The organism is Ensifer sp. R-19, assembly GCF_049905105.1.
Taxonomy (GTDB): domain Bacteria; phylum Pseudomonadota; class Alphaproteobacteria; order Rhizobiales; family Rhizobiaceae; genus Ensifer.
In genome coordinates, this window is sequence record NZ_CP184570.1 from 2211418 (window position 1) to 2233475 (window position 22058).

Consider the following 22058-nt stretch of genomic DNA (forward strand, 5'->3'; position numbering starts at 1 on the left):
AATATGGGCGACGACTGCAGGTGAAGACGTCACTATGCCTCGTGCTTTGTTTCCGATTTGTGCGTCTCTAGATGGTTAACGGGCGGGAACCCAGCCCGCAAGGTTTGAAGCTGCCGCAGCGCAGCGCCTTCAGGCGTTCTAGGTTTGAGAGGCAGGACCAAACTGCGAAGAACGGCCACGGCCCGGGGATGCCGGGCAGGTCGAGCTCCCCGCGGGGATCAAAGATGAAATTTGCGCCGACGGTAAGATCGCGCACGGTGCGGGACGCGATGATGTCACCTGGCCCGGCACGAGCGGCGAACCCGGCAGCAAGCTTTAGGACCGGACCTGAATAGACATCGCCGCGCTTCTCGCACTCGCCGATGTGAATGGCTGCGCGAATATCTAGACCGATGCGATGCAGATTGTTGAGAAGGTCGAATGCACAGTTGATCGCTTGCGTGGGCTGCCTGAACATGGCGACAAGCGCGGCCTCCCCAAGTTCAATCTTCTGACCACCGGCGGTGCGAAGCTGTCGAAGGGCCTCAGTCTGCCAGTTTTCCACCTTGCCGGGGTCTTGCATGGCGCCCTGAACTTCGACATGCAAAACCGTTAGCAAGGCGCTCTCAATTGGAGCGGACGGAACGGCGGCCACTAAGAACCCCTGGATCTCGTCCATCAGCCGGTCAGAATCTGCGCCCCAGATGATATGATCGTCGCCAGGCAACTCAACATATTTCGAGCCGGGAATGCGGTCTGCCAGATAACGGCCCTCCTCAGGTCGGACCCAGCGGTCGCCGCTTCTTTGTGTAATCAGCGTCGGAACGCGGATCGCCGGCAGGATGTCGCGCGCATCGATCTCTACGCTCCAGCGCCATAAGGAGATCGCATCGGCGGGGGAGGCCGAATTGCGCAGGTAAGCTGCGAACCACTCCCGTTCCGCTGTGTCGTCGACGAGACTCGGCGCTGCGCGGCTGAGGTCTGCCGGTTGGCCCCATTCTCGCTCGATCGCAAGCAGTTCCTCCTCAAGTTGCTCCCGGGTTCGTCCCCAGGGATAGTCTGGCGACCAGAGATTGGCGGCCGATCTGAGATCGGTCGAGATGGTCGGCCCTCTCGCATGATTAGTTCTGTGGCCAGCGAACGCTATCGCTTAGACCGCCCGAACGTTTTCGGCTCGGGATTTGCCGGTTTTGCGGTCCTGACCAATCTCGTAACTGACCTTTTGCCCGTCGCGAAGAAGCGTTCCCCCGTCGACGGCTGACACATGGACGAACACGTCTGTTCCGCCGTTCTCTGGAGAGATGAATCCGTAACCCTTCTCCTGATTGAAAAACTTCACGGTACCGATGGCCATAGACGTCCTCGTCAACTGAGCAGGTTTCACATTATCGCTGAGCCTATTCAATGAGCGATCTTGCGGCAACTACGGACGATAACGACCGCCTTTCCGTCGAGAACTTTACTCAGAGGGGTCTCTGGCGGACAAACGGGCATCACACCGATCCAGCCCATCGGCGCACATTCGCTCACATCCGCCGACAAGGGCGCGTCGGAGCCTGGATAGCGGGAAGGTCGCCTTGAATCTCGTCACCAAGGCTTTGCGTTCGAGTTCCCCATATCTCCGGCATGCCCTACATTCGACAACGATGATCTTGCCCTTGAGGGACCGCAGCGTGGCGACGTCACGCAGCGCGACCGCCGCGGGGTTCGTCAAGGGAAGTGAATTCGTGCAGGCCGGCGGTTCGATAGCCTTCGAAGCCGGCAATATCCGTTCATTATCATCCATCGGTCTCGCCAACAGCTGTGGTCGTTTGCTCCACCGCCATCATGCGCTCCGGCTGCCTGGTGCGAACACGCAGTATCGGTGGATGGACTGTCAGCGATCCATAACGACCCGTTTGATAGGATTTTGGTCGCCCAATCGAACGTGGAGGGTGTCACGCTGCGGATTTCGGATTAACGGGACAGCGATTCCGGTAAATCCCGGACAGTCGTTTCACTAAATCGCGGACAGTCTCGCGGGGTCGACCTTCGTTCGCCTGGTTGATGTCATTTGTTATTGATTTCGGCGTTTCGCGTTTCGGTCAAGAGCGAGGTTTGCTTTTGCTTCCTCATGCTATCGCCTTCGAGCGCAATTCGGTGAGAGTTGTGAACGATGCGATCGAGGATGGCGTCAGCGATAGTCGGCTCCCCGATCATCTCGTGCCACTGCGCCACGGGGAGTTGGGCGGTGATCAGAGTTGATTTCCTGCGGTAGCGCTCTTCGAAGATTTCCAGGAGATCCAGCCGCTGCTGATCGCTGAGCGCATGGGTTCCCCAGTCATCCAAGATGAGCAGTTGAACACGTGCGAGCTTGTCGACCAATCGAGGGAACCGACCGTCGAGGCGCGCCAGGGCCAAATCCTCGAAGAGACGAGGCATCCGGACATAGAGAACGGAATAGTCGAGGCGGGCCGCCTGCCGTCCGATGGCACAGGCAAGCCAGGTTTTGCCGGTTCCCGTTTGTCCGGTCAGGATCAAGTGCTCATGGGCTTTGAGCCATTCGCCTTGTGCCAGGGAGAGAAGCTGTCTGCGGTCAAGGCCGCGATGGGCGGCGAAGTCGATGTTCTCGATGCAAGCGTCGGGGAAGCGCAGTTTGGCGATTGCAAGCCGGTTGGTCAGGCGCTTGTCACCGCGCACGGCCATCTCCCGGTCGAGCATCAGACCCAGCCATTCGTCGCGGTTGAGATCGCTGCCCTCGGGCTGATTGGCCAGTTCACGATAAGCTGCTGCCATGCCGGATAGACCGAGTGCGTGCATCTGGTCGAGGGTTGGATGTGTGAGCATTCAAGTGTCTTCCTTTCTTCACTGGTAATAGGAACTGCCGCGGATGTTGCCATGCGGCGGGGCTGGCTTGACCGGCTCGGCGGCTGGTGGAGCTTGATCGAGGCCGGATTTGAGGATGGTGCTGACGGAGGAATAGCTGGTCGCATTGATCGTCAGCGCCCGATCGCACGCGGCTTCAAGACGCTCAGGTCCGTACCGGCGCGCGAGTGATAGAACGCCTTGAGCGGCGCGGTATCCCTGCTGGGGATGGGGCCTGTCGCGCATCAGCCGTTCGATCAGGATCGCAGCGTTGCGGCCAATCTTTGCGGCCTGTTTGATCAGGCTCGCCGGAGTGGTGTTGGCATAGTGCTGATGCGTCTTGGGCATGTGTTCGTTGACGGTGACGTGACCAGCCCGCTGCGACGTCCGGCGGTGACTGGCGACACGTTGGTGATCATGGAAGACCTCGACAATCCGGCTTGTAAGCCGGACATCCACCTGGCGGCCGATCAGGCGGTGCGGCACGGAGTAGAAGGCCTTATCGACCTCGACATGATAGTCGGGATGAACCTTTGCCGATTTCCATTCGGAATATTCGAATGGCGTTGCTGGCAAGGGGGCGAGCGCTTCGCGTTCGATCACCTCGAAGAGTTGATGTCGGGATTTGCCAACCCGCCGCATCGGCCGGTTATTGAGATCGTCGAGGAGCTGGCTGATCCGCACGTTGAGATCAGCGAGGCTGAAGAAGCGCTCATTCCTCAGTCGCGCCAGGATCCAGCGCTCAACGATCAGAACGCTGCCTTCGACCTTGGCTTTGTCCTTCGGCCGTTTTGGGCGGGTCGGCAGGACCGTCGTGTCGTAATGTTCGGCGAATGCTGCAAAAGTGGCGTTGATGGTCGGCTCGAACCACAAGGGCTTGGCAACGCCGGCCTTGAGGTTGTCGCAGACGATCGCCTTGGTCACGCCACCGAAGAAGCTCAACGCCCGTTGCTGACCCTCGATCCAGTCTGGCAGCCGTTGAGTGAAGCTCGCATAGGCGAAGGTGTACAAGGAGGCCGGCAGAACCGCGACGAAGATCTGCGCCGGCCGGATCTCGCCCGTCGCCGGATCAATGACGGGGACGGTGTGGCCAGCATAGTCGGTCTGCATCGCCGCGCCGGCGGTGTGGCGATTGCGGAAAGTGGCGCTGGCGCGTTGTTCGAAAGCGGCGAAACGCTCACAGAACCATGTGTATCCATAACCGTTGGGGTGCCGCTCGCGATATTCCTGCCACAACAGCGTCAGCGTCACGCCCTTTCGCTTTAGTTCACTGGCGATCTGGCCCCAGTCTGGCGCGTGCATGTCCTGGGGCGGGCGGCCGCGACGATGGAACAGGCGACGCTGCAACACAGCGTCCTCGTCAAGCCCAGGCGGCAACGGCCAGCCCGTCAGCCCGGCCTCACGCGCCCGCAGCAGGTAGGTCGAAATGGTCGTTTTGCTGATCTTCAGCCGTTCCGATATCGCACGAACCGAAAGCCCCTGTTCGTGCGTCAGTCGCAATATCGATCGAATGTCCTTCACGTCAATAAGTCTCGCCTGCTTCCGTCTCGCCATTCCCCGCACCCCTCTCAAATCGGGGTCCAGAATGGCAAAAACGGCGCGTGCGAAAGTCGATGTTTTAATCGCCGAAAGACTGTCCGGGATTTACCGGAAGCGTTGTCCGGGAATTAGCGGAAATGCTGTCCCGGATTTAGTGAAATCGCTGTCCGGGATTTAATGGAATCCATGTCCGCGAATTACCGAAACCCGCAGTCACGCTGTTGACCGTCAACGACTGGTCGGGACAGTATCCGGTCCCCATTCGCTGTATGCCAGTAACTCGAAATCTTCTGCTTGCTCACACAGGGCGAGCCAGTGTTGACGAAATCCGGCGTGTCCATGTTTCCCTCGTCTGCGCGTGGCGTGGCAGTTTCCAAAAGGTTCCTTTACCTTTGCGATTGCACCGAGCTGGACGCGCGGCGCGATTTTGCGCCCGCGGCGTTAAGGCCCAGACGTTCTGCTTAGCGGCTCGTCGATGCTTGGCCGCGGGACCAGCATCGCTTCAGCGCATGGCACAACGTTCTGAACGAAGCCTATGTGAAGGCACGCTACTCCAAACACTTTGAAATCACCGAGGAAGCGCTTGCCTGGCTTCTCGAGCGGACGGGCCATCTCCTCAGTCTCGTCGAGACGATCGGTCAGGAGCGGCTGACCGAACTGGCTCGGGCAGCGGACGCCACCTGAGCCCTCGTCTTGGTCGGGATTGATGTTCGGGTCGATGGTTCGACCGCGTCTACACGATCATGCAAAGCATCGTCACTCCCGACAATCTTCTCTTCAGGGTAGGCCGCTTACATCGGCAATCGCAACCGCGATCGGCTTCGGGAAATTCAGCGCCGCAAGGAGGCAGGCGGGTGAGAGTCCGCAGTCCCGCCATTTAACTGCGCGCCGGCCCGATTCGTTTTTCTGGTGGTACTGATAGCGCGCCACCACAGGCGCTGGACCCATCCGTCAATTTGGCTCTTCCTCCAGAAATATTTTCAGCCGCGTGCGGCCAGCGACAGCAGGTCGCGGCGCCCTTGAGGCGTCGGGCCTTGCCGTTGCATGAAGCCCACAGAAAGGCGGCAATCGACCACGAACCCCGGCTCGAAACGGGGCGTTGGAAGGGAGTTGTTAACCTTCATTTCCTATCGCTTAGAAGGCCCCGCGGCGATCTCTCTAGCTCTTCCAGGACCCATGCGTATTCCCAGGACAAACTTCTCACAGGCTGCTTTGCATGATGCAAACCAGGCGGATTATTTCGATGGACCGCAGGATGATGCGTTGAGCGGTATGCCCACCCATGAGGCGGAACCCGCCGATCCCTATCAGTTGTACGAGGCGCCGGAGGCGCCCCGCCGACCGGCAAACCAGCAGGTCGAAACTATGAGCCGTGCGACCCGCCTCTACGGGCAGGGTTCCGCCTACGCTCCTGCACAGGTGACGTCGACGATGAGCGAACCCTTGCCGACCCTTTCGGACATTGCCGGCCACTACGGCGATTCCACCTGGGAGAGCCATTTCTTCCTGGCGCCGAATGTCCGCTTTACCCGCACGCCCGAACGTGAATTCATGAAGCGGCGGGCGCCGCAGGTGGACGAAAGCGAAACGGCAGCCGCAGTCGAAGAGGCAACCGTCGCGGTGGCGGCGGAACCTGCTCCGGTCTTGGTAGAAACTGTCGAGCCCGTCGTGTCTGCTTCGGTCGAGCCGGCGCAGATGGAAGCATCAGCCCCTGCCTCTGAAGACGCGCCGCAGGTCGAGGTCACGCTGCCATCCTATAGCCCGTCCGAACTGTTGCGCATGCTCACCAACCAGTTGCCGACGTGGACTGCGGCGCAAAACACGATCGAGCCGGCGATGCTCGATCGCGTCGAGGCCGATGACGCTGTCGCGCTTGCACCGGTTCTCACGACGCCGATCGCCGTATCCCAGCCGGTCGCAGAGGCGCAGCCAGCAGCCGGCACGCCGGCCGATCCGGGTGCCCAGCATTCGGTCTTCCTGTCGGATTTTGCTTTCTTCGAGTTGGGTCCGGCCGATGATATCGACCTTGTCGGCGAAGATGCCGCGCGTCCGCAGCCCTTTCTCGAGACCGCCGCACCGGCACCGATGACGCCCCTCGTCGCTCCTACTGCCGTTGCTCCCGTTGCGGTCACTCCGCCAGCGCCCGTACGCCCCATCGAAATCCGTCGCATGCCGCCGACGGCGATCACCTCGCTGTTCCGTGTCGTCGACGTCCGCGGCGCAAAGGCAGAGACTGTCGCGGTTTCGCATGAGCCCGCTTCCGCGGCGGCGGAAGCTCCGGCCGTCGTGCCGACGCATGCTGCCGTTGCCGATGCGCCTGCAGCCACGGCTGCGGCTGAACCGGAAATCATCGAGGCCGAGCCGGTCGAGGTCGAGCAGCCGGCGCCCGTCGCATCGAAGGCGGCGATCACCATGCCGGCGCAGGTCACGCGTGCGCCGAACACAATGCCGGCAATCGGGGTGGTTGAACGCACATTTGCGGGGGTCGCCTACGAATTCCCCTCCGAGGACCTTTTGCAGGAAGCACCTGTCGGCCAGGGCTTCTTCATGACCCAGGAGCAACTGGAACAGAATGCCGGCCTGCTTGAAAGCGTGCTGGAAGACTTCGGCGTCAAGGGCGAGATCATCCACGTCCGCCCGGGGCCGGTCGTGACCCTCTACGAGTTCGAGCCGGCACCCGGCGTGAAATCGTCGCGGGTCATCAACCTTGCAGATGATATCGCCCGCTCCATGTCGGCGCTTTCGGCCCGCGTCGCGGTTGTGCCCGGCCGCAACGTCATCGGCATCGAACTGCCGAACGCGACCCGCGAGACCGTCTATTTCCGCGAGCTAATCGAATCCGTCGATTTCCGCAAGACCGGCTACAAGCTGGCGCTGTGCCTGGGCAAGACAATCGGCGGCGAGCCTGTGATTGCCGAGCTCGCAAAGATGCCGCATCTGCTCGTTGCCGGCACCACCGGTTCGGGCAAGTCGGTGGCGATCAACACCATGATCCTGTCGCTGCTCTACCGGTTGAAGCCGGAAGAGTGCCGCCTGATCATGGTCGATCCGAAGATGCTCGAACTTTCCGTCTATGACGGCATCCCGCACCTGCTCACGCCTGTCGTTACCGATCCGAAGAAGGCGGTAATGGCGCTGAAATGGGCCGTGCGCGAGATGGAGGACCGCTACCGCAAGATGTCGCGGCTCGGCGTTCGCAACATCGACGGCTACAACCAGCGCGCAGCCGCCGCCCGCGAAAAGGGCGAGCCCGTGATGTGCACCGTCCAGGCCGGCTTCGAGAAGGGCACCGGCGAGCCGCTGTTCGAGCAGCAGGAAATGGACCTGGCGCCGATGCCCTATATCGTCGTCATCGTCGACGAGATGGCCGACCTGATGATGGTCGCGGGCAAGGAGATCGAAGGCGCGATCCAGCGGCTGGCGCAGATGGCGCGCGCCGCCGGTATCCACCTGATCATGGCGACGCAGCGTCCGTCGGTCGACGTCATCACCGGCACGATCAAAGCGAACTTTCCGACCCGCATCTCCTTCCAGGTGACGTCCAAGATCGACAGCCGCACGATCCTCGGCGAACAGGGCGCCGAGCAGCTGCTCGGACAGGGCGACATGCTGCACATGCAGGGCGGCGGACGCATCGCCCGCGTGCATGGTCCGTTCGTTTCCGACCTGGAAGTCGAACACGTGGTCGCACATCTGAAGACGCAGGGGCGCCCGGAATATCTCGAAACCGTCACGGCGGAAGAAGAGGAAGAGGAACCGCAGGAAGAGACGCCGGTGTTCGACAAGAGCGCACTTGCGTCGGAAGACGGCAACGAACTTTACGACCAGGCGGTCAAGGTGGTGCTGCGCGACAAGAAGTGCTCGACTTCCTACATCCAGCGCCGCCTCGGCGTCGGCTACAACCGGGCGGCTTCGCTGGTCGAGCGCATGGAAAAGGAAGGCCTCGTCGGCCCGGCGAACCATGTCGGCAAGCGCGAGATCATCTACGGCAACCGCGATCACATGAGCGTACCCGAAAACGACGACATGGATTGATATCGGCGCGCCGCCGCAAGAATATGGGTTTCAAGCCGCCGCTGACAGGTTGTTGGCGGCGGCTTTTCTATCTTTGGCTTGGTGGTAGCGTCACAGCCGCCAGGAGTGGTTGTGTCCGGTGTCGCGCATGGGATGATCTGATCGGTGCAAGCAGTAGCGCGTCGCCGCAATGAGACAACGATCTGGCGAAGCCTTGTGCTTGCTCTCCTCATTCATGCCCTCGCCGTGTTGGCGCTCCTCCTTCTCCCGCCGCCTCGGCGACCCGTTCCCACCCCGGATGAGGCGATCACGTTCAGATACTGGAATTGCCGCGTGCTTCGCCCGGATGTCGTGCAGCCAGTGCTTGAGCTACAGACTGCATCGCCGGCGGCGCAGCCAGTGCCAGAGACGGAGCCGGCCGTGGAAACAGCCACCCCACCGCCGGAATGCTCGCCCGGTCATTCAAGCAAAACAGTTCTTTTCGGCGGCGATACTCGCCGATCCACGCAGCTGGCAGGCGCTGGAAGGGCTCTCGCAGCTTGCAGCCGATGAGCAGATCGTCCAGCTCTGCAATCTCGAGGCCATAGCGAGTTCATCGCTGGAAGGCGAACTTCAAACCGGACACTCTCGTCGCCTACGCAATGGCCAAGATCAGGCTGTCCGGGCGGAAACTCAGCGCCGATGGGGCGGCCTTTCGCAGCAGGGGACGCTGGTTCAACATCAAGTTTGGCTGCGCTGTCGCGCCGGATATCAAAAGCGTCGTCGCCTTCGATTTCAGGTTGGTGATGAAATTCCGGAAAGCGAGTGGGAAGCGCGTTTCCTTTCCACTGACGCCAAAGCCCAGTGACGAGGGCAACGGTCGGAACCCGGTTCGTTCGGGCGCACCTTGGCGAATTATCCCACCGAAAGCTGGCGGTGGAGGCGGATCACGCCGAGGCTGTTCAGCCCTTAGCGTGGCCCGCGCGGCAGCAGTGCTTGAGCTGCTTCCCGGATCCGCAGGGGCACGGGTCGTTGCCGCGCAGTTGCAGCTTGCCGACCAGCGGCAAAAGCGCCGCGGAGGGAAGAATGCCTGCCATCAGGATTGCCAATCTGGCGGAAATTCCCGGAATGACCAGCCGCCGGCGGGCCTTGAAGCCGCGCCAGGCGCAATCTGCCACATATTCCGGACTGGCTTTTGGCAAAGCTTTGAACAGGGCAGCCCTGTTGGCGCCTGATTTTTCAAGGAATTCGGTCGACACCGGCCCCGGCGCGACGCAGGTCACCGTTACACCCGTCTTCCGCGTCTCCTGGTACAACGACTCGGAAAAGGAACGCACGAACGCCTTGCTCGCGTAATACATGGCCATGTACGGGCCGGGGGTGAAGCTGGCCACAGAGGCGAGGTTGATAACGCCGCCACGGCCTCGCTCGACCATGCCCGGCAACAGGTGCAATGTCAGGTCAGCGAGGGCACGGATATTGACGTCGATCATTCCAACCTGGTCGGCAATCGGCAAAGCGGTTGCCGCGCCACGCAGGCCATAGCCGGCGCTGTTGACGAGGACGTCGCAGAGAAGGCTTTCCCGCGCGAGGAACTCTTCGAGAATCGTCTTCGCATCGTCGGCGGTGAGATCGACTGGTAGGGAGAATGCCTCGCCGCCCGCCTGCTTGATGGAGGATTCCACGGCGTGCAGCCCCCCAAGTGATCGTGCGACCAATACGACAGGTGCACCATCTCGCGCGGCAAGCTCGGCAATGGCTCTGCCTATGCCTCGTGACGCTCCGACTACAACAATTGCGAGTCGTGGTTTTTGATCCGATATCATGCTGACGGTTCCGGCGCCGTGCTTGGCAGGATTTGAGCAGCGGAAAGGCTAGCCACCTCGTCAGCGATCTCCCCGTTCAGTATTTCCTCGAAACGAGCCAATGCGCGCGCGACATTGGCGCCGTCCATGACGCGGTGGTCGTAGTGAATGCGTACGGTGACCGATCCGTCTTCGCCGATCGGGCCATAGTTGAAGATCGTCGTGAGCGGCGTCAGCGGATTGAGCGACTCGGCACCCAGGCCGGAATAGACCGACAACTGGAAAGTCCCGAATCGGTGGCCCCGCTGACGTCCCATGTTGAGGCCGAGCCACATCAACAACCTCCGCAGCGGCGCGGGCAAGCGCGCAATTTTCAGCGCACGCCGGAATTCCCTGATCTCAAGAACGGGACGGGATCGAGCCTCCTGAAGCAGGGCGCTCAACTCGGGGATCGACCGCTGCTCGGGTGTCTTGATCGTACTGAGAAGCACAACCCGTTCACCTTCGTGTTCGCGCTCGTGCGCCACGGACGCGACGCTTCCCGGGTACTCATAGAGTTGCGATCTTGGCAGCTTGACATAGGCCCGGCGGAGCTCCGGTGTCTCCTTGGAAAGTAGCCCGTACCCCTTGAGGAACAGCACTGTCCAGGAGGGGCGTTCCGTCTGGCTCGTCCTGGCTTCCTGCAATCCACTGATATTCATCTGTCGCTGTACCGTGACCCGCGGCACGGCGATCGAAAATCGCATCAGATCCCCGACAAGGCGTCGTGCCGCAGAAAGCTTGACCGGTCGGCCTCGCATCGTGCCACCTCTAGTAAAGATAAGGTATAATGCGCTTGGTCCTGTCCATGTAGGCGCGATACTCAGGACCGAAGAATTCCAGCATCAGGCGCTCCTCCTTGTCCACACGCAGGAAAAAAAGCACGGCGAAACCAGCGACTCCCAAGAGGCCCGCCACCCAGTTCGACAGCAGAAACATCTGGCCGATCGCCATGAGCAGGAAGCTTGTATACATCGGATGGCGCACGACGGCATACGGGCCCTTGCTGATCAGTTGATGCTTTTCGCGGATTTCCAGCGAGATCGACCAGTTTCGGCCGAGTTCCTTGTGGGTGCGACGGAACGTCCACAGAGCCAAAGCAAAGATCAGGCCCCCAAGCCCCACCATCCAGGCATGCGCGGGATAGTCGGCAAATGCGGGAATTCCTGTTGCAACGTAGAACCCAGGCAAAATCGCAAGGCCTAGTAAAGCGGCAGCCAAGCCAATCGTATCGGTCACCGAGCGGCGGCTGCTCATCACCCGCACACGCTTTGCACGGCGCTCGAATGGGTAACGAACCACATACCAGGCAACGATGCCTATGACCCACACGATTTCGCCAATGGAAGCGACAGACATGTTCACGTTGATTCACCTAAGCTTTTGTTGGGCTTCTGAACGCCGCAACGGCAAAGGACGAGACTGCCATGCGCCGCTTCGACCTGACAAGGTGCTAAAGTTGAGGAGTGCGCGCCAAGGCTGATGTCGGCTCGACCATGAGGGGCGCTGGTCGTAGCCAACGATGGCGCATCTGACCCTTGGTCGCCTGATAGCCGAGGAGTCTGTGCCCTCGTCAGCCTACCCGCCATTCATCTCGCGTAGCCTTGTGATGAATTGCTGGGGCCTGAGCCAGATGCCCGGTGTCTTGTATCCCATGGAACGCGCGATATCGGCCACAAACGCGTTGCAGTTGTAGAGCGACGCATGCCAGAACTTGGCTTCGGCCTTGAGTTTTCGGATTTTGGCGACGACGTCTCTGTACTCCGGTTCGGTCAACATGACGCGCCAGCTCGCAGACCTGTATCGGTCCTCAAGGTCACCGTCGCTCACGCCCGTCTCGGCCGGGACGGGGAGAACATGGCCCAGCACGTAGGGAGCGGTGTCGTTTGTTGCAGGAGCAAGTCCCGCCACTTCCGGATTGACCATCGCTCCCGACTTGGTCAGGCGGCCAAAAACCACATAGGAATGGCCGTAACTGAGCGCATAACGCGAGCGGAATTCGATGAAGTAGCCCTGATCGCGCTGTTGCGATGGGCTGCCCGCAACGCTTGAGACATAGCGTGGCTGCGGGCCCTTGTCTTGCGATTGGCACGCCGTAACCGCCATGGCGGCTAAGACGACGAACGGAATGCGACCTAGTACACGCGTCATTACTGCGCCAAATCTCCCGAATTCCAATGGGCACTTGAACTTGCCGCCTGGGCTTATCGATCCACGCGCCACGACGCATGGCCAAGGCGGCCACGATCATTCAGGGCGGGGAGGACCGTGAGATCCTCCCCGAATTAGCGTCAGTCACTATTTGTAGACGGGCGCCGGTTCTTCGGCCACCGGTGGCGGGGCCTTGCCTTTGCCTTTGCCGATTGTTCCGCAAGCGGAGAGGCTGGCAACGGAAAGCAACGCAACTGCTACGATTAGAATTCTGCTCATCAATATTTCCTTCCCTCTGTGATCGGAATGGTTATTCGAAGGCAACATTCATAGTATTAGTGGCATTTCGAGATTCGGCCTAGTGCGGAAAGGGCACACTCGTCAGTCGGATTATCGTTACCAAACTTTGAAGATTTAAATGCATGTCGGCCTTACCCCAATACCGCACTCAGATAGAGTACATCATCAAATGATCAATACCGGAGTTCCAACAGGCGTCCGCGCGTAGAGATCAACGATATCGTCGTTCGTAAGTCGGATGCAGCCGTTGGAAACCGCCTGCCCTATGGTCCAAGGTGCGTTCGTGCCGTGGAGGCGGAACTTGGTATCCTGACCGTTGCGATAAAGGTATAGGGCCGACGCCCCCAACGGGTTGTGGGGACCGCCGGAAACTCCACCGGCGTATTGCGCCAGCTCCGGCTTGCGTCTGATCATGCTTGCGGTCGGCGTCCATGACGGCCATTCGGCCTTTCGGCCGACAACGGCCTGGCCTTTGAGGGTAAGGCCCTCCTCTCCGACGCCTATTCCGTAGCGCATCGCCCATCCACCATCTTCGATCGAGTAGAGGTAGCGTTGCGTAGTGTCCACAACAATCGTTCCGGCTGGCTCGTTGCCGTCGTATCGGACGTGTTGTTTTCGGTAGCGGCGATCGACGCCGGGCGTTCCGCCATACAGGGATGGAAACGAAACGCGCGGCCAACTTGAACTGCACCCGGCCAACAGCCCAAGGCTGCCGATGACCAGGAATCTCCGTGTAATGCGGTGATTGTCCATCTTTACCTGCTGAGAAAAATGGTGCGCCCCGATTCGTTTTTTAGCATTACAATATTCTCTGTCCAAGTTCCAATGAACTACACCCGGCAACAGGATAGATAATGACACTCCAGGTTTTTCACCCGCGTTCCGGGTGAATTGGACAGAAAGGACTGTATATCTGGAAAGAGGGCCTGGGTGCAGTGCATGAATCGGGTAAAAAAATATCGCGATTCTTGTGTGTTGCTGCTGCTGTTTGATTGGAAGATCGGGGCTTCGAGTGCATTTCATGGAATGACTTGCGATGTCGCGCGCGCTGGATTGGTCGAAAGCTAAACGTTAGGAATGACAGTATGAATCTAGGCTTCGCTGGGAAGGTTGCGCTTGTGACGGGCGCCGGTTCCGGAATTGGCGCAGCCGTGTGCCGGCAACTCGCTGCTGAGGGAGCGGAAGTAGTTGCTGCGGATGTTGACGCTGCCGCCGTGCGCCTGGTTGCCGAAGAAATTCGCGCGAACGGGGGCAAGGCCCACGATGTCGCGGCCGATGTCGCCGATCCCGCCGCGGTGGAAAAGCTGGTGGCGTTCGCCGTGCAGACCTGTGGTGGTCTGCATCTGGCGGTCAACAACGCCGGCATCGAAGGCATCCGCAAGGCGACAGCCGACTATCCACTCGATGGCTGGCATGCATTGATGAACGTGAACTTGCATGGCGTTTTCTACTGTATGAAGTACGAGATCGCGGCCATGGTGGCGCAAGGTGGGGGCGCCATCGTCAACACGTCTTCCATTCTGGGCTCAGTCGCGCTGCCGACCGCTGCCGCCTATACGGCCGCCAAGCACGCAGTGGTTGGGCTGACGAAGGCGGCCGCGATCGAGTATGCCCGAGCTGGGGTTCGCATCAATGCCGTGGCGCCTGGCTGGATCGACACGCCGCTCTCTTCAGAGAATGCGGACGTCGCAAGCAGTAGACGCATGATGTCGCTGCAACCAATGGGACGTCGCGGTACGCCAGACGAGGTAGCGGCTCTGATCTGTTTCCTGTTGTCGGAGCAGGCGAGTTTCATCACCGGAAGCGTTCACCTCGTAGACGGCGCCTATACTGCTCACTGAGCTAGCTGCATCTCTCAATCGTTGAAAAATTGATGCCCCGCTGGTCAAGGCCGGTGCCGCTAGCGGCGACCGCGCCTTTTCTGCATGCGTATCATCCAAAATAAAAACGTTTTTATTTTCCTTGAAAACGTTTTTATTGGCTGCTACCTCTAATCTCCAGGAGAAGGCCGGGGCCTGGGAGGGTGCATGGCGACTGAGATCCACAGGGTGCGGCGCACACCGACGCCGACAATCAAGACCTTGGCCGAGATGACGGGCTATTCCATCGCCACGATCTCGAAGGCGCTGCGCGAATCTCCCGTGGTCGCCCCGGCGACAAGAGACATCATCTACAAGGCGGCACGCGAGGTCGGTTACCAAGCCAACGCGCGCGGGATGGCGCTTCGCACCGGCAAGAGTTTTCAAGCCGCCGTGCTGATGCCGGTCACTGCCGCGCGTGACTACGAGTGGGACGGCGTCGAGTACACCCAGACCTTGAGCGGCATCAGCCAGGCGCTCGATGGCACGGACTATCGCATGTCCGTGCATGTCATCCGCGATGCGGCCGATGGTGCTGAAGCCGCGCGCCGGATCGTCGATCAGGGGCTGGCCGATGGCCTGATCTTCTCTGGCATTCTCGCCGAAGACCCGCGCATCGATCTGCTCGTTGCCGAGCATTTCCCCTTCGTCTCGATGGGGCGCTGCCACAAGGATCTCGACTATGCCCATGTCGACATCGACAACGAATGGGCCGCCCATGCGGCGACCGCGCGACTGATCGCCGGTGGCCACCGTCGCATTGCGCTTGTCAATCCGGAGCGGCGGCTCTCGTACGCGATCGACAGGATCGACGGTTTTGTCCGGGCGTTCCGCGAGGCGGGTCTCGATGCGCCGGTGGAACTGATCGCCGAGGGCGACCTCTCGACCCATTTCGGCCGGAAGACGGTGATCGACTTCCTGCAGCTCGACGATGCCCCGACCGCTTTTGTCTGCATCAACGAATCCACAACGCTCGGCGTGCTCTCGGGACTTGGCAGCCTTGGCCGCCAGGTCGGCGTCGATGTCGACGTCATCGCCTATGACGACATCAATGTCAGCGCCTACTTCACGCCGCCGATCACCACCTTCTACCAGCCGATCGAGGTGCTCGGCCGCACGCTCGGACAGTTCCTGCTGCGCCGCATGGAGGGGGAGGACCCTGGGGCGTTGCGGCAGGTCTTCAGGCCGACGTTGATCGCGCGGCAGCCTGACAATCTCGGCGGCCGCCTGACCCAAAGCTAATTATCCAAGGAGGAGAACCATGAAAAAACTGATGATTGCCCTGGCTGTAGCAGCCCTTGCTTCGAGCGTGTCTCACGCCGCCGATCTCGGCGGCAAACTGCTGAAGGTCGGCTCCGACACGACCTCGCCACCGATGGAGAGCATCGATCCGGCGACCGGACAGGTCGTCGGCTTCGATGTCGATGTGGTCAACGCCGTCTGCGCCAAGATCAACTGCCAGGCCGAATTCGTCACGACTGGCTGGGACGGCATCTTCGCAGCCCTCGACCAGGGCAGCTTCGACCTCGTCGCGTCGGGCGTCTCGATCACCGAGGAGCGCAAGAAGGCGATGGATTTCTCGGATCCCTACATCGTCAACAGCCAGGCGGTGCTGATGCGCGTTGAAGACCAGGGCATCACGCTCGACCGCTTCAAGGACGCCGGCAGAAAGCTTTCCGCCCAGGCGAACACGACAGATGCCCAGGTTGCCGAGGGTGTCGTCGGCAAGGAGAACGTCGCCGCCTACGATACCTTCAGCGCCGCGATCATCGCGCTCAAGAACAAGGACGTCGACGGCGTCGTCATCAACGGCGCCAATGCGGCCGCCTACGAACGCGAATTCGCCGGGGAGCTCGTCGTTGCGATCAAGGACCTTGAATCCGATCCGCTCGGTCTCGTCTTCCGCAAGGGCGACGAAAACGTTGCGGCCTTCAACGAGGGCCTGAAGATGATCAAGGACGACGGCACGCTCGACCAGCTCGTCAACAAATACTGGGGCCTCAAGTAAGCTCACAATGCCGATCGGACCCGGAGCGCGTGCTCGCACTCCGGGTCTTCCGTCTGTCTACTATGCCCCGGAGGAATGAATGTCGTTCCTGAGAAGCGTGCGTCCGAGCAATCTCATCATCCTGACCGCGCTGCCCTTCATCATCTATCTCTTCATTTCCTCCGGCGACTACCAACGCTCGCTGAGAGCGATCCTCGGTGTCGAAAACGGCTCGTCGGCCTTCGTGCCGGGCTTTCTGGCGCTGGCGATCGCGTTTGCGTCAGGGATCACTTTGCTCGTTTTCTCGCGCGCCAAGGCGCCGCGTCCGCGACTGGCCAATGTCGCAGCCGTGCTCAATCTTGCCGCGGCGGCCGTCCTCGTCATCGGCCACAACATCCATCCCTTCGTCGCATCCGTCGTTGCCAACGGTGTCGATCCGTTCAAGTCGACACTGATCGCCAAGGGCGTGACGCCACGGCAATTGACCGAGGCGGCCGATCTGATGGTGCGTGGCGTCGAAGCGTGGCTGTTCCCACTTTATTTCGCGGTTACCGTGATCGGCCTCGGCCTTTTCTTCCTGAGCAAACGTTCAGGCTCAGCGCCTGACGACCGGGTGCGGCGCCTTGCCCGCTGGATCCTCGGTATTGTCAACGGTGCGGGTCTGGTCTTCGTCTTCTTCTTCGCCCACATCGCATTTGCCGCGGGCGTCGCGACCACCATCCGTGCGGCGATAGCGGCCTACATCCTGGCAGCGCTGATGGGCCTTGTCTGGGTCGGGTTGCTGCAACTCAGATCGACGGTCAGGACCAGCCTCTACTTCGCCATTGCTACGCTGGTGCTGGCGCTGGCCGCCGGCTGGTTCCTGCTGCAGCCGCGCGATACCTATGTGCTCGCCGGCACGCTTGGGGGCAAGGTCGGCATCGTCACCAACACACCGGCGGGCCTGATCGGCGCCGTGCGTTTCGGCCAGTATGACGGCGCGCCGCAAGCGGAGACCCCGGTGCGCACCTTTGTCGGCCCAACCGAGGCGCTGGCCTCGATCGCCAAGGGCGAGGGCGTTTCGGCAGCACTGCTGCCGGCAGCCTCCGCGCCAGCCGACATGCCCGTGCTCTGGAAGACCGAAGCACTGAACGACCGCGATCGGGCAGCGGGTGTCACCGTTGCCGTGCTTGCCATCATTCTTGGCCTGCTGACCTTCGGCGGCTACCTGCATCAGCGCCACCCGCTGGCGATCGGTTCGGAATTCATCGTCGATACGATCCGCGGCATCCCCATGCTTGTGATCGTGCTCTATGTCGGCCTGCCCTTGAGCGGCGCGCTCAAGGATGCGACCCAAGGCGTGCTCGACCCGCCGAACCTGATGCGCGGCATCGTCGCGATGGCGCTTGCCTACTCGGCCTATCTCGCCGAAATCTTCCGCTCGGGCATCAACGCCATTCCGGTCGGCCAGGTCGAGGCGGCGCGCAGCATCGGCCTCAACCGCTGGCAGACGGCACGCCTCGTCGTTCTGCCGCAGGCCTTCCGCATCATCATTCCGCCGCTCGGCAATGAACTGATCGCGATCCTCAAGGACACGTCGCTGCTGTCGATCCTGTCGATCCGCGACATCACCCAGCGCATGCGCGAGTTCCAGTCGGCAAGCTTCCTGCCGTTCGCGCCCTATAACTCGGCGGCGATCTTCTACATCTTCCTGACGCTGGCTGCCGCCAGCCTCGTCAACATGATCGAGCGGAAATATGACATCAAGCACCGCTAGACATCGCACCGTGCTGATTACAGGCGCTTCCCGCGGGCTCGGGGCAGAACTGGCGCGGATCTATGCCGAGGACGGCTGGCGCGTTCTCGGCTGTGCGCGGGGGTCCATTCCGCGCACGGACGAAACGGATCGGTTTCACCTGGATGTCGCCGACCCCGCCTCGATCGAGGCTGTTGGACGGGCGCTTCAGGGCGTGGCGATCGACGTGCTGATCAACAATGCCGCCGTGCGCGGCGACACGGGCGGCCTTCCAACGCTTGAGACGGACGACTTTCTCACTGTCATGCGCGTCAACGCGCTGGCGCCGCTTCTGGTGACGCGGGCGCTTCTTGCCAGCCTTAAGGATGGAGAGCGTCGGGTCGTCGCCAACATCAGCAGCCGCGCCGGCTCACTCGCCGAGGGCACGCTCGACGACGACGACGGCGACTACGCTTATCGCTGCTCGAAGGCGGCGCTGAACATGGCGACGGTCAAGCTCGCCCAGGATCTGAAGGGCGACGGGATTTCGGTGCTGTCGCTGCATCCCGGCTGGGTGCAGACGGACATGGGCGGCAGCGACGCCGTCGTTTCCGTCGCGTCCAGTGCGGCCGGGCTGAAGGCGATCATCGACAGGGCAGATTTGGCCGATAGCGGCAGTTTTCGCGCCTTTGACGGGCGGCAGGTTTCGTGGTGACAGGACAGAGAAAATGGCAGAGAGAGATTTGAGAACCGAGCCGGAATTGGCGACGATCCGCGCCTGGCTCAGCGACACCTACGGCATCGAGGCGAGCCTCTCGCCGCTGCCGGGCGAGCACGATCTCAACTACCGGGTCTCGGCCGCCGATGGCCAGGAGTTCCTGCTGAAGCTGCACGCGACCGGCGACGCCGACGAGCTCGACATGCAGGTGGCGGTGCTGGAACATCTTGCCGCCAAGGCATCCGATCTGTCGGTCTCGCGCGCGCTTCGCGACCGCGCCGGCGCCGTCACCAGCAAGATCGAGCTTCGCGGCCCGCGCACGGCACGGCTACTCTCCTGGCTGCCGGGCGATATCTGGGCGAAAGCGCCGATACGCAACGCCGCCAGTGCCGAAAGCCTCGGCCGCCTGCTGGCAGGCCTCGACCGCAGCCTCGAAGGCTTTTCCCATGCCGGCGCCAAGCGGCTCTATGCCTGGGATATCGGCCGGGCCGACATGCATCGCAAGCACGTGGAGTTGATCGACGGCACCGACAAGCGTGCGGCAGTCGCCGCGATCCTCGATCATTTTGCGTCAACGGTGCTGCCGCGCTTGGCGGCCTGCCCGATGCAGGTCATTCACAACGATGCCAACGATTACAACGTGCTGCTTGATGGGAAGGGCGAGGTCAGCGGCCTGCTCGATTTCGGCGACATGGTCGAGACCTGGCGCGTTATCGAAATCGCGGTCGCCGCGGCCTATGCGCTGATTGGATCGGCCGATCCGGTCGGAACCATCGCTGCACTCAGCGGTGCCTATCATCAGGTAAACCCGCTGAGTGAAGTCGAAGTCGAGCTGGTCTTCGATCTCGTGCTTACCCGCTACGCCGTCAGCATGTGCATGGCGGCGAAGCAGATCCGCGAGAACCCCGAGAATACCTACCTGCTCGTCAGCCAGGAGGATGTCTGGCGCGAACTGAAACGTCTCCGGAGCGAGAACCGGGCGATCGCCATTGCCCGCATCCGCGATGCCTGCGGTTTGGCGCCGCTTCCGCATGCGGCCGCGGTCGTCCGTTGGCTCGAGAAGAACGCGCACGATTTTGCGCCGATGGTACGTCCTGACGTCGCTAAGCCGAAGGTCGCTGTGTTCGACTTCTCCGCATCCGCCCCGGAGGCCGCGCGATGGGCGAGCCTCGATGCCGCAGAAGCCGAGGCGCGCATAGCCGCGCAGATCGGCAGCGAGCGTGCGGCCTTTGGCATCGGTCTTTATGGCGAAGACCGGGGCATCTATCAGGGTGAGGCTTACGAAACATCGGTGGAAGGCGCGCGTCGCTCGGTACATCTCGGCGTCGACATCTTCGCGCCGGCGCACGAGCCGGTTTCGGCACCCTTCTCCGGCAAGGTCGCCTTCATTCACGATGACGCCGTCCCCTACGGTTTCGGCCCGACCGTGCTGCTCGAGCATGAGATCGATGGTGGTGTCTGCTTCTGGACGCTCTACGGCCACCTGTCACGCGAAAGCGTCGCCAAGCTCTCCGTGGGGCAGGCGATCGCCAAGGGCGAGGTCTTCGCCGCCTTCGGCGCGGCCGAGGAAAATGGCAACTGGGCGCCGCATCTGCATTTCCAGATCGTCACCGATCATCTCGGCCTCGGCGGTCAAATGCATGGCGTCGGCGTGCGCGACCAGTGGCAGGTGTGGCGCGAAGTGAGCCCGGACCCGAGCGCGGTGCTTGGCCTCTCCGTGCCAGTCTCGGTGATCGTGTCGCGCGACAAGGAATTCCTGGTGCGCGAGCGTCATCGCCGTATCGGCCGGTCGCTCAGTCTCGCCTATAGCTCAGCACCTCTGAAGATCGTTGGCGGCGAGGGCGCGCACCTGATCGATGAGGACGGCACGCGCTGGCTCGACATGGTCAACAATGTCTGCCACGTCGGCCATTGCCACCCGCGTGTCGTCAAGGCGGCGCAGACGCAGATGCAGCGGCTCAACACAAATTCGCGCTATCTGCACGATTCGCTGGTCGAATATTCCCGCCGGCTTGCGGCGCAGTTCCCGGAGCCCTTGGACGTCTGCTTCTTCGTCAATTCCGGCAGCGAAGCGAACGATCTCGCCATCCGCCTGGCGCGCGCCTACACCGGCAACCGTGACATCATCACGGTTGATCATGCCTATCACGGCCATCTGTCGAGCCTGATCGACGTCAGCCCCTACAAGTTTGCCGGCAAGGGCGGGGAAGGGCAGGCGGCGCATGTGAAGGTCGCCGAGATGCCCGACCTTTATCGCGGGCGTTACCGCTACGGTGATGAGCACGCGGGCAGGAAATATGCCGAGGACGTGCGCAACCAGGTGGCAGCACTTGCGGCCGATGGTCGTCGCCCTGCACTGTTCTTCAGCGAGGGCATTCTCGGAACCGGCGGGCAGCTATCGCTGCCGGAAGGCTATCTCCGGGAAGCCTATGCACATGTGCGCGCGGTCGGCGGTCTCTGCCTCGCCGACGAGGTGCAGGTCGGTTTTGGCCGTGTCGGCAGTCATATGTGGGCGCACGAGCTGCAGGGCGTCGTGCCTGACATCGTCACCATGGGCAAGCCGATCGGTAACGGCCACCCGATGGCGGCCGTCGTCACGACAGAGGCGATCGCGGCTTCCTTCGCCAACGGCATGGAGTACTTCAACACCTTCGGCGGCAATCCGGTTTCGGCCGAAATCGGCCTTGCCGTGCTCGACGTCATCCGCGACGAGCGGCTGATGCACCATTGCCGCGTCGTCGGCGACCGGCTGATGGACGGTGCGCGGGCGCTCGCCAGCAAACACGCGATCATCGGCGACGTCAGGGGCCATGGCCTCTTCAACGGCATCGAACTGGTGCGCGACCGCGAGACGCTGGAGCCGGCAGCCCGCGAACTCGATTTCGTCATTGCCGAGATGAAGCGCAAGCACCGAATCCTGCTCAGCAGCGAGGGGCCGCACCACAATGTGCTGAAGGTGAAGCCGCCAGCACCCTTCAGCGCCGAGGATTGCGACTGCTTCCTCAATGCGCTCGATGAAACGCTGGGGCGTCTAAGCGTCTGAGATAGAAAGCCAAAAACGGCCGCCTCCGGGCGGCCGTTTTGCCATTGCCTTCGGCCTTCAACAGCAAAATAGGATCGCTGCGATTTT

At 61.5% G+C, this 22058-nt stretch carries 17 protein-coding genes and 2 pseudogenes; 9 read left to right on the forward strand and 10 right to left on the reverse strand.

Annotated features, from left to right (window positions below; genetic code table 11):
* Nucleotides 1-67: 67 nt before the first annotated feature.
* The 4 genes from ACN9MO_RS29415 to istA form a co-directional block, all read right to left on the reverse strand.
* Complete coding sequence (locus ACN9MO_RS29415) at nucleotides 68-658, reverse strand: hypothetical protein (protein ID WP_162728024.1); 591 nt, start codon at nucleotides 656-658, stop codon at nucleotides 68-70.
* Between the two features lie 471 nt (nucleotides 659-1129).
* Nucleotides 1130-1333, reverse strand: a complete 204-nt coding sequence (locus ACN9MO_RS29420; protein ID WP_112995127.1) for a cold-shock protein — start codon at nucleotides 1331-1333, stop codon at nucleotides 1130-1132.
* A gap of 695 nt (nucleotides 1334-2028) precedes the next feature.
* Nucleotides 2029-2805, reverse strand: coding sequence for an IS21-like element helper ATPase IstB (istB, locus tag ACN9MO_RS29425; RefSeq protein WP_060521043.1), 777 nt, complete (start codon nucleotides 2803-2805; stop codon nucleotides 2029-2031).
* A gap of 18 nt (nucleotides 2806-2823) precedes the next feature.
* Nucleotides 2824-4377, reverse strand: coding sequence for an IS21 family transposase (gene istA / locus ACN9MO_RS29430; RefSeq protein ID WP_113737822.1), 1554 nt, complete (start codon nucleotides 4375-4377; stop codon nucleotides 2824-2826).
* Nucleotides 4378-4827: 450 nt separating this feature from the next.
* Here istA and ACN9MO_RS29435 point away from each other — a divergent pair.
* The 3 genes and pseudogenes from ACN9MO_RS29435 to ACN9MO_RS29445 form a co-directional block, all read left to right on the forward strand.
* Nucleotides 4828-5046 (forward strand): annotated as a pseudogene (locus ACN9MO_RS29435) (nucleotidyltransferase); the annotation flags it as partial.
* 492 nt (nucleotides 5047-5538) lie between these two features.
* Nucleotides 5539-8397, forward strand: coding sequence for a DNA translocase FtsK (locus tag ACN9MO_RS29440; protein ID WP_112995129.1), 2859 nt, complete (start codon nucleotides 5539-5541; stop codon nucleotides 8395-8397).
* Between the two features lie 620 nt (nucleotides 8398-9017).
* Nucleotides 9018-9101, forward strand: a pseudogene (locus ACN9MO_RS29445) (hypothetical protein); the annotation flags it as partial.
* A 216-nt stretch (nucleotides 9102-9317) separates the two neighbouring features.
* On the opposite strand, the gene ACN9MO_RS29450 reads toward ACN9MO_RS29445, so the two are convergent.
* From ACN9MO_RS29450 to ACN9MO_RS29475, 6 genes are all read right to left on the reverse strand, one after another.
* Nucleotides 9318-10181, reverse strand: coding sequence for an SDR family NAD(P)-dependent oxidoreductase (locus ACN9MO_RS29450; protein ID WP_425987322.1), 864 nt, complete (start codon nucleotides 10179-10181; stop codon nucleotides 9318-9320).
* The gene (locus ACN9MO_RS29455; protein ID WP_057251732.1) at nucleotides 10178-10960 is read right to left on the reverse strand and encodes a hypothetical protein; all 783 of its coding nucleotides are present in this window, start codon (nucleotides 10958-10960) and stop codon (nucleotides 10178-10180) included. Before ACN9MO_RS29455 ends, ACN9MO_RS29450 begins: the two co-directional genes overlap by 4 nt.
* A gap of 10 nt (nucleotides 10961-10970) precedes the next feature.
* Nucleotides 10971-11558, reverse strand: a complete 588-nt coding sequence (locus tag ACN9MO_RS29460; RefSeq protein ID WP_057251731.1) for a protein-S-isoprenylcysteine O-methyltransferase — start codon at nucleotides 11556-11558, stop codon at nucleotides 10971-10973.
* Between the two features lie 219 nt (nucleotides 11559-11777).
* Nucleotides 11778-12350: a hypothetical protein gene (locus tag ACN9MO_RS29465; RefSeq protein ID WP_057251730.1), complete on the reverse strand. Its 573-nt coding sequence runs from the start codon at nucleotides 12348-12350 to the stop codon at nucleotides 11778-11780.
* A gap of 147 nt (nucleotides 12351-12497) precedes the next feature.
* Nucleotides 12498-12629, reverse strand: coding sequence for an ABC transporter (locus ACN9MO_RS29470; RefSeq protein WP_082615903.1), 132 nt, complete (start codon nucleotides 12627-12629; stop codon nucleotides 12498-12500).
* Between the two features lie 186 nt (nucleotides 12630-12815).
* The gene (locus tag ACN9MO_RS29475; protein ID WP_057251729.1) at nucleotides 12816-13403 is read right to left on the reverse strand and encodes a L,D-transpeptidase; all 588 of its coding nucleotides are present in this window, start codon (nucleotides 13401-13403) and stop codon (nucleotides 12816-12818) included.
* A 332-nt stretch (nucleotides 13404-13735) separates the two neighbouring features.
* On the opposite strand from ACN9MO_RS29475, the gene ACN9MO_RS29480 reads away from it, so the two are divergent.
* From ACN9MO_RS29480 to ACN9MO_RS29505, 6 genes are all read left to right on the forward strand, one after another.
* On the forward strand, nucleotides 13736-14491 hold the full coding sequence (locus tag ACN9MO_RS29480; RefSeq protein ID WP_057251728.1) for an SDR family NAD(P)-dependent oxidoreductase: 756 nt from the start codon (nucleotides 13736-13738) through the stop codon (nucleotides 14489-14491).
* A 186-nt stretch (nucleotides 14492-14677) separates the two neighbouring features.
* Complete coding sequence (locus ACN9MO_RS29485; RefSeq protein WP_113479788.1) at nucleotides 14678-15751, forward strand: LacI family DNA-binding transcriptional regulator; 1074 nt, start codon at nucleotides 14678-14680, stop codon at nucleotides 15749-15751.
* 19 nt (nucleotides 15752-15770) lie between these two features.
* On the forward strand, nucleotides 15771-16517 hold the full coding sequence (locus ACN9MO_RS29490; RefSeq protein ID WP_057251726.1) for a transporter substrate-binding domain-containing protein: 747 nt from the start codon (nucleotides 15771-15773) through the stop codon (nucleotides 16515-16517).
* Between the two features lie 79 nt (nucleotides 16518-16596).
* Nucleotides 16597-18252, forward strand: coding sequence for an amino acid ABC transporter permease (locus ACN9MO_RS29495; RefSeq protein ID WP_057251725.1), 1656 nt, complete (start codon nucleotides 16597-16599; stop codon nucleotides 18250-18252).
* Between the two features lie 10 nt (nucleotides 18253-18262).
* Nucleotides 18263-18925, forward strand: coding sequence for an SDR family oxidoreductase (locus ACN9MO_RS29500; protein WP_425988283.1), 663 nt, complete (start codon nucleotides 18263-18265; stop codon nucleotides 18923-18925).
* A gap of 13 nt (nucleotides 18926-18938) precedes the next feature.
* Nucleotides 18939-21971 (forward strand): aminotransferase class III-fold pyridoxal phosphate-dependent enzyme, encoded by a 3033-nt coding sequence (locus ACN9MO_RS29505; RefSeq protein WP_425987326.1) that lies wholly within the window; start codon nucleotides 18939-18941, stop codon nucleotides 21969-21971.
* Nucleotides 21972-22058 lie beyond the last annotated feature (87 nt).

Excerpts from the sequence above, each read along its gene's own strand:
- ACN9MO_RS29415 (WP_162728024.1), bottom strand. The coding sequence starts at position 658 with ATGGACGAGATCCAGGGGTTCTTAGTGGCCGCCGTTCCGTCCGCTCCA.
- ACN9MO_RS29420 (WP_112995127.1), bottom strand. The coding sequence starts at position 1,333 with ATGGCCATCGGTACCGTGAAGTTTTTCAATCAGGAGAAGGGTTACGGA.
- istB (WP_060521043.1), bottom strand. The coding sequence starts at position 2,805 with ATGCTCACACATCCAACCCTCGACCAGATGCACGCACTCGGTCTATCC.
- istA (WP_113737822.1), bottom strand. The coding sequence starts at position 4,377 with ATGGCGAGACGGAAGCAGGCGAGACTTATTGACGTGAAGGACATTCGA.
- ACN9MO_RS29440 (WP_112995129.1), top strand. The coding sequence starts at position 5,539 with ATGCGTATTCCCAGGACAAACTTCTCACAGGCTGCTTTGCATGATGCA.
- ACN9MO_RS29450 (WP_425987322.1), bottom strand. The coding sequence starts at position 10,181 with ATGATATCGGATCAAAAACCACGACTCGCAATTGTTGTAGTCGGAGCG.
- ACN9MO_RS29455 (WP_057251732.1), bottom strand. The coding sequence starts at position 10,960 with ATGCGAGGCCGACCGGTCAAGCTTTCTGCGGCACGACGCCTTGTCGGG.
- ACN9MO_RS29460 (WP_057251731.1), bottom strand. The coding sequence starts at position 11,558 with ATGTCTGTCGCTTCCATTGGCGAAATCGTGTGGGTCATAGGCATCGTT.
- ACN9MO_RS29465 (WP_057251730.1), bottom strand. The coding sequence starts at position 12,350 with ATGACGCGTGTACTAGGTCGCATTCCGTTCGTCGTCTTAGCCGCCATG.
- ACN9MO_RS29470 (WP_082615903.1), bottom strand. The coding sequence starts at position 12,629 with ATGAGCAGAATTCTAATCGTAGCAGTTGCGTTGCTTTCCGTTGCCAGC.
- ACN9MO_RS29475 (WP_057251729.1), bottom strand. The coding sequence starts at position 13,403 with ATGGACAATCACCGCATTACACGGAGATTCCTGGTCATCGGCAGCCTT.
- ACN9MO_RS29480 (WP_057251728.1), top strand. The coding sequence starts at position 13,736 with ATGAATCTAGGCTTCGCTGGGAAGGTTGCGCTTGTGACGGGCGCCGGT.
- ACN9MO_RS29485 (WP_113479788.1), top strand. The coding sequence starts at position 14,678 with ATGGCGACTGAGATCCACAGGGTGCGGCGCACACCGACGCCGACAATC.
- ACN9MO_RS29490 (WP_057251726.1), top strand. The coding sequence starts at position 15,771 with ATGAAAAAACTGATGATTGCCCTGGCTGTAGCAGCCCTTGCTTCGAGC.
- ACN9MO_RS29495 (WP_057251725.1), top strand. The coding sequence starts at position 16,597 with ATGTCGTTCCTGAGAAGCGTGCGTCCGAGCAATCTCATCATCCTGACC.
- ACN9MO_RS29505 (WP_425987326.1), top strand. The coding sequence starts at position 18,939 with ATGGCAGAGAGAGATTTGAGAACCGAGCCGGAATTGGCGACGATCCGC.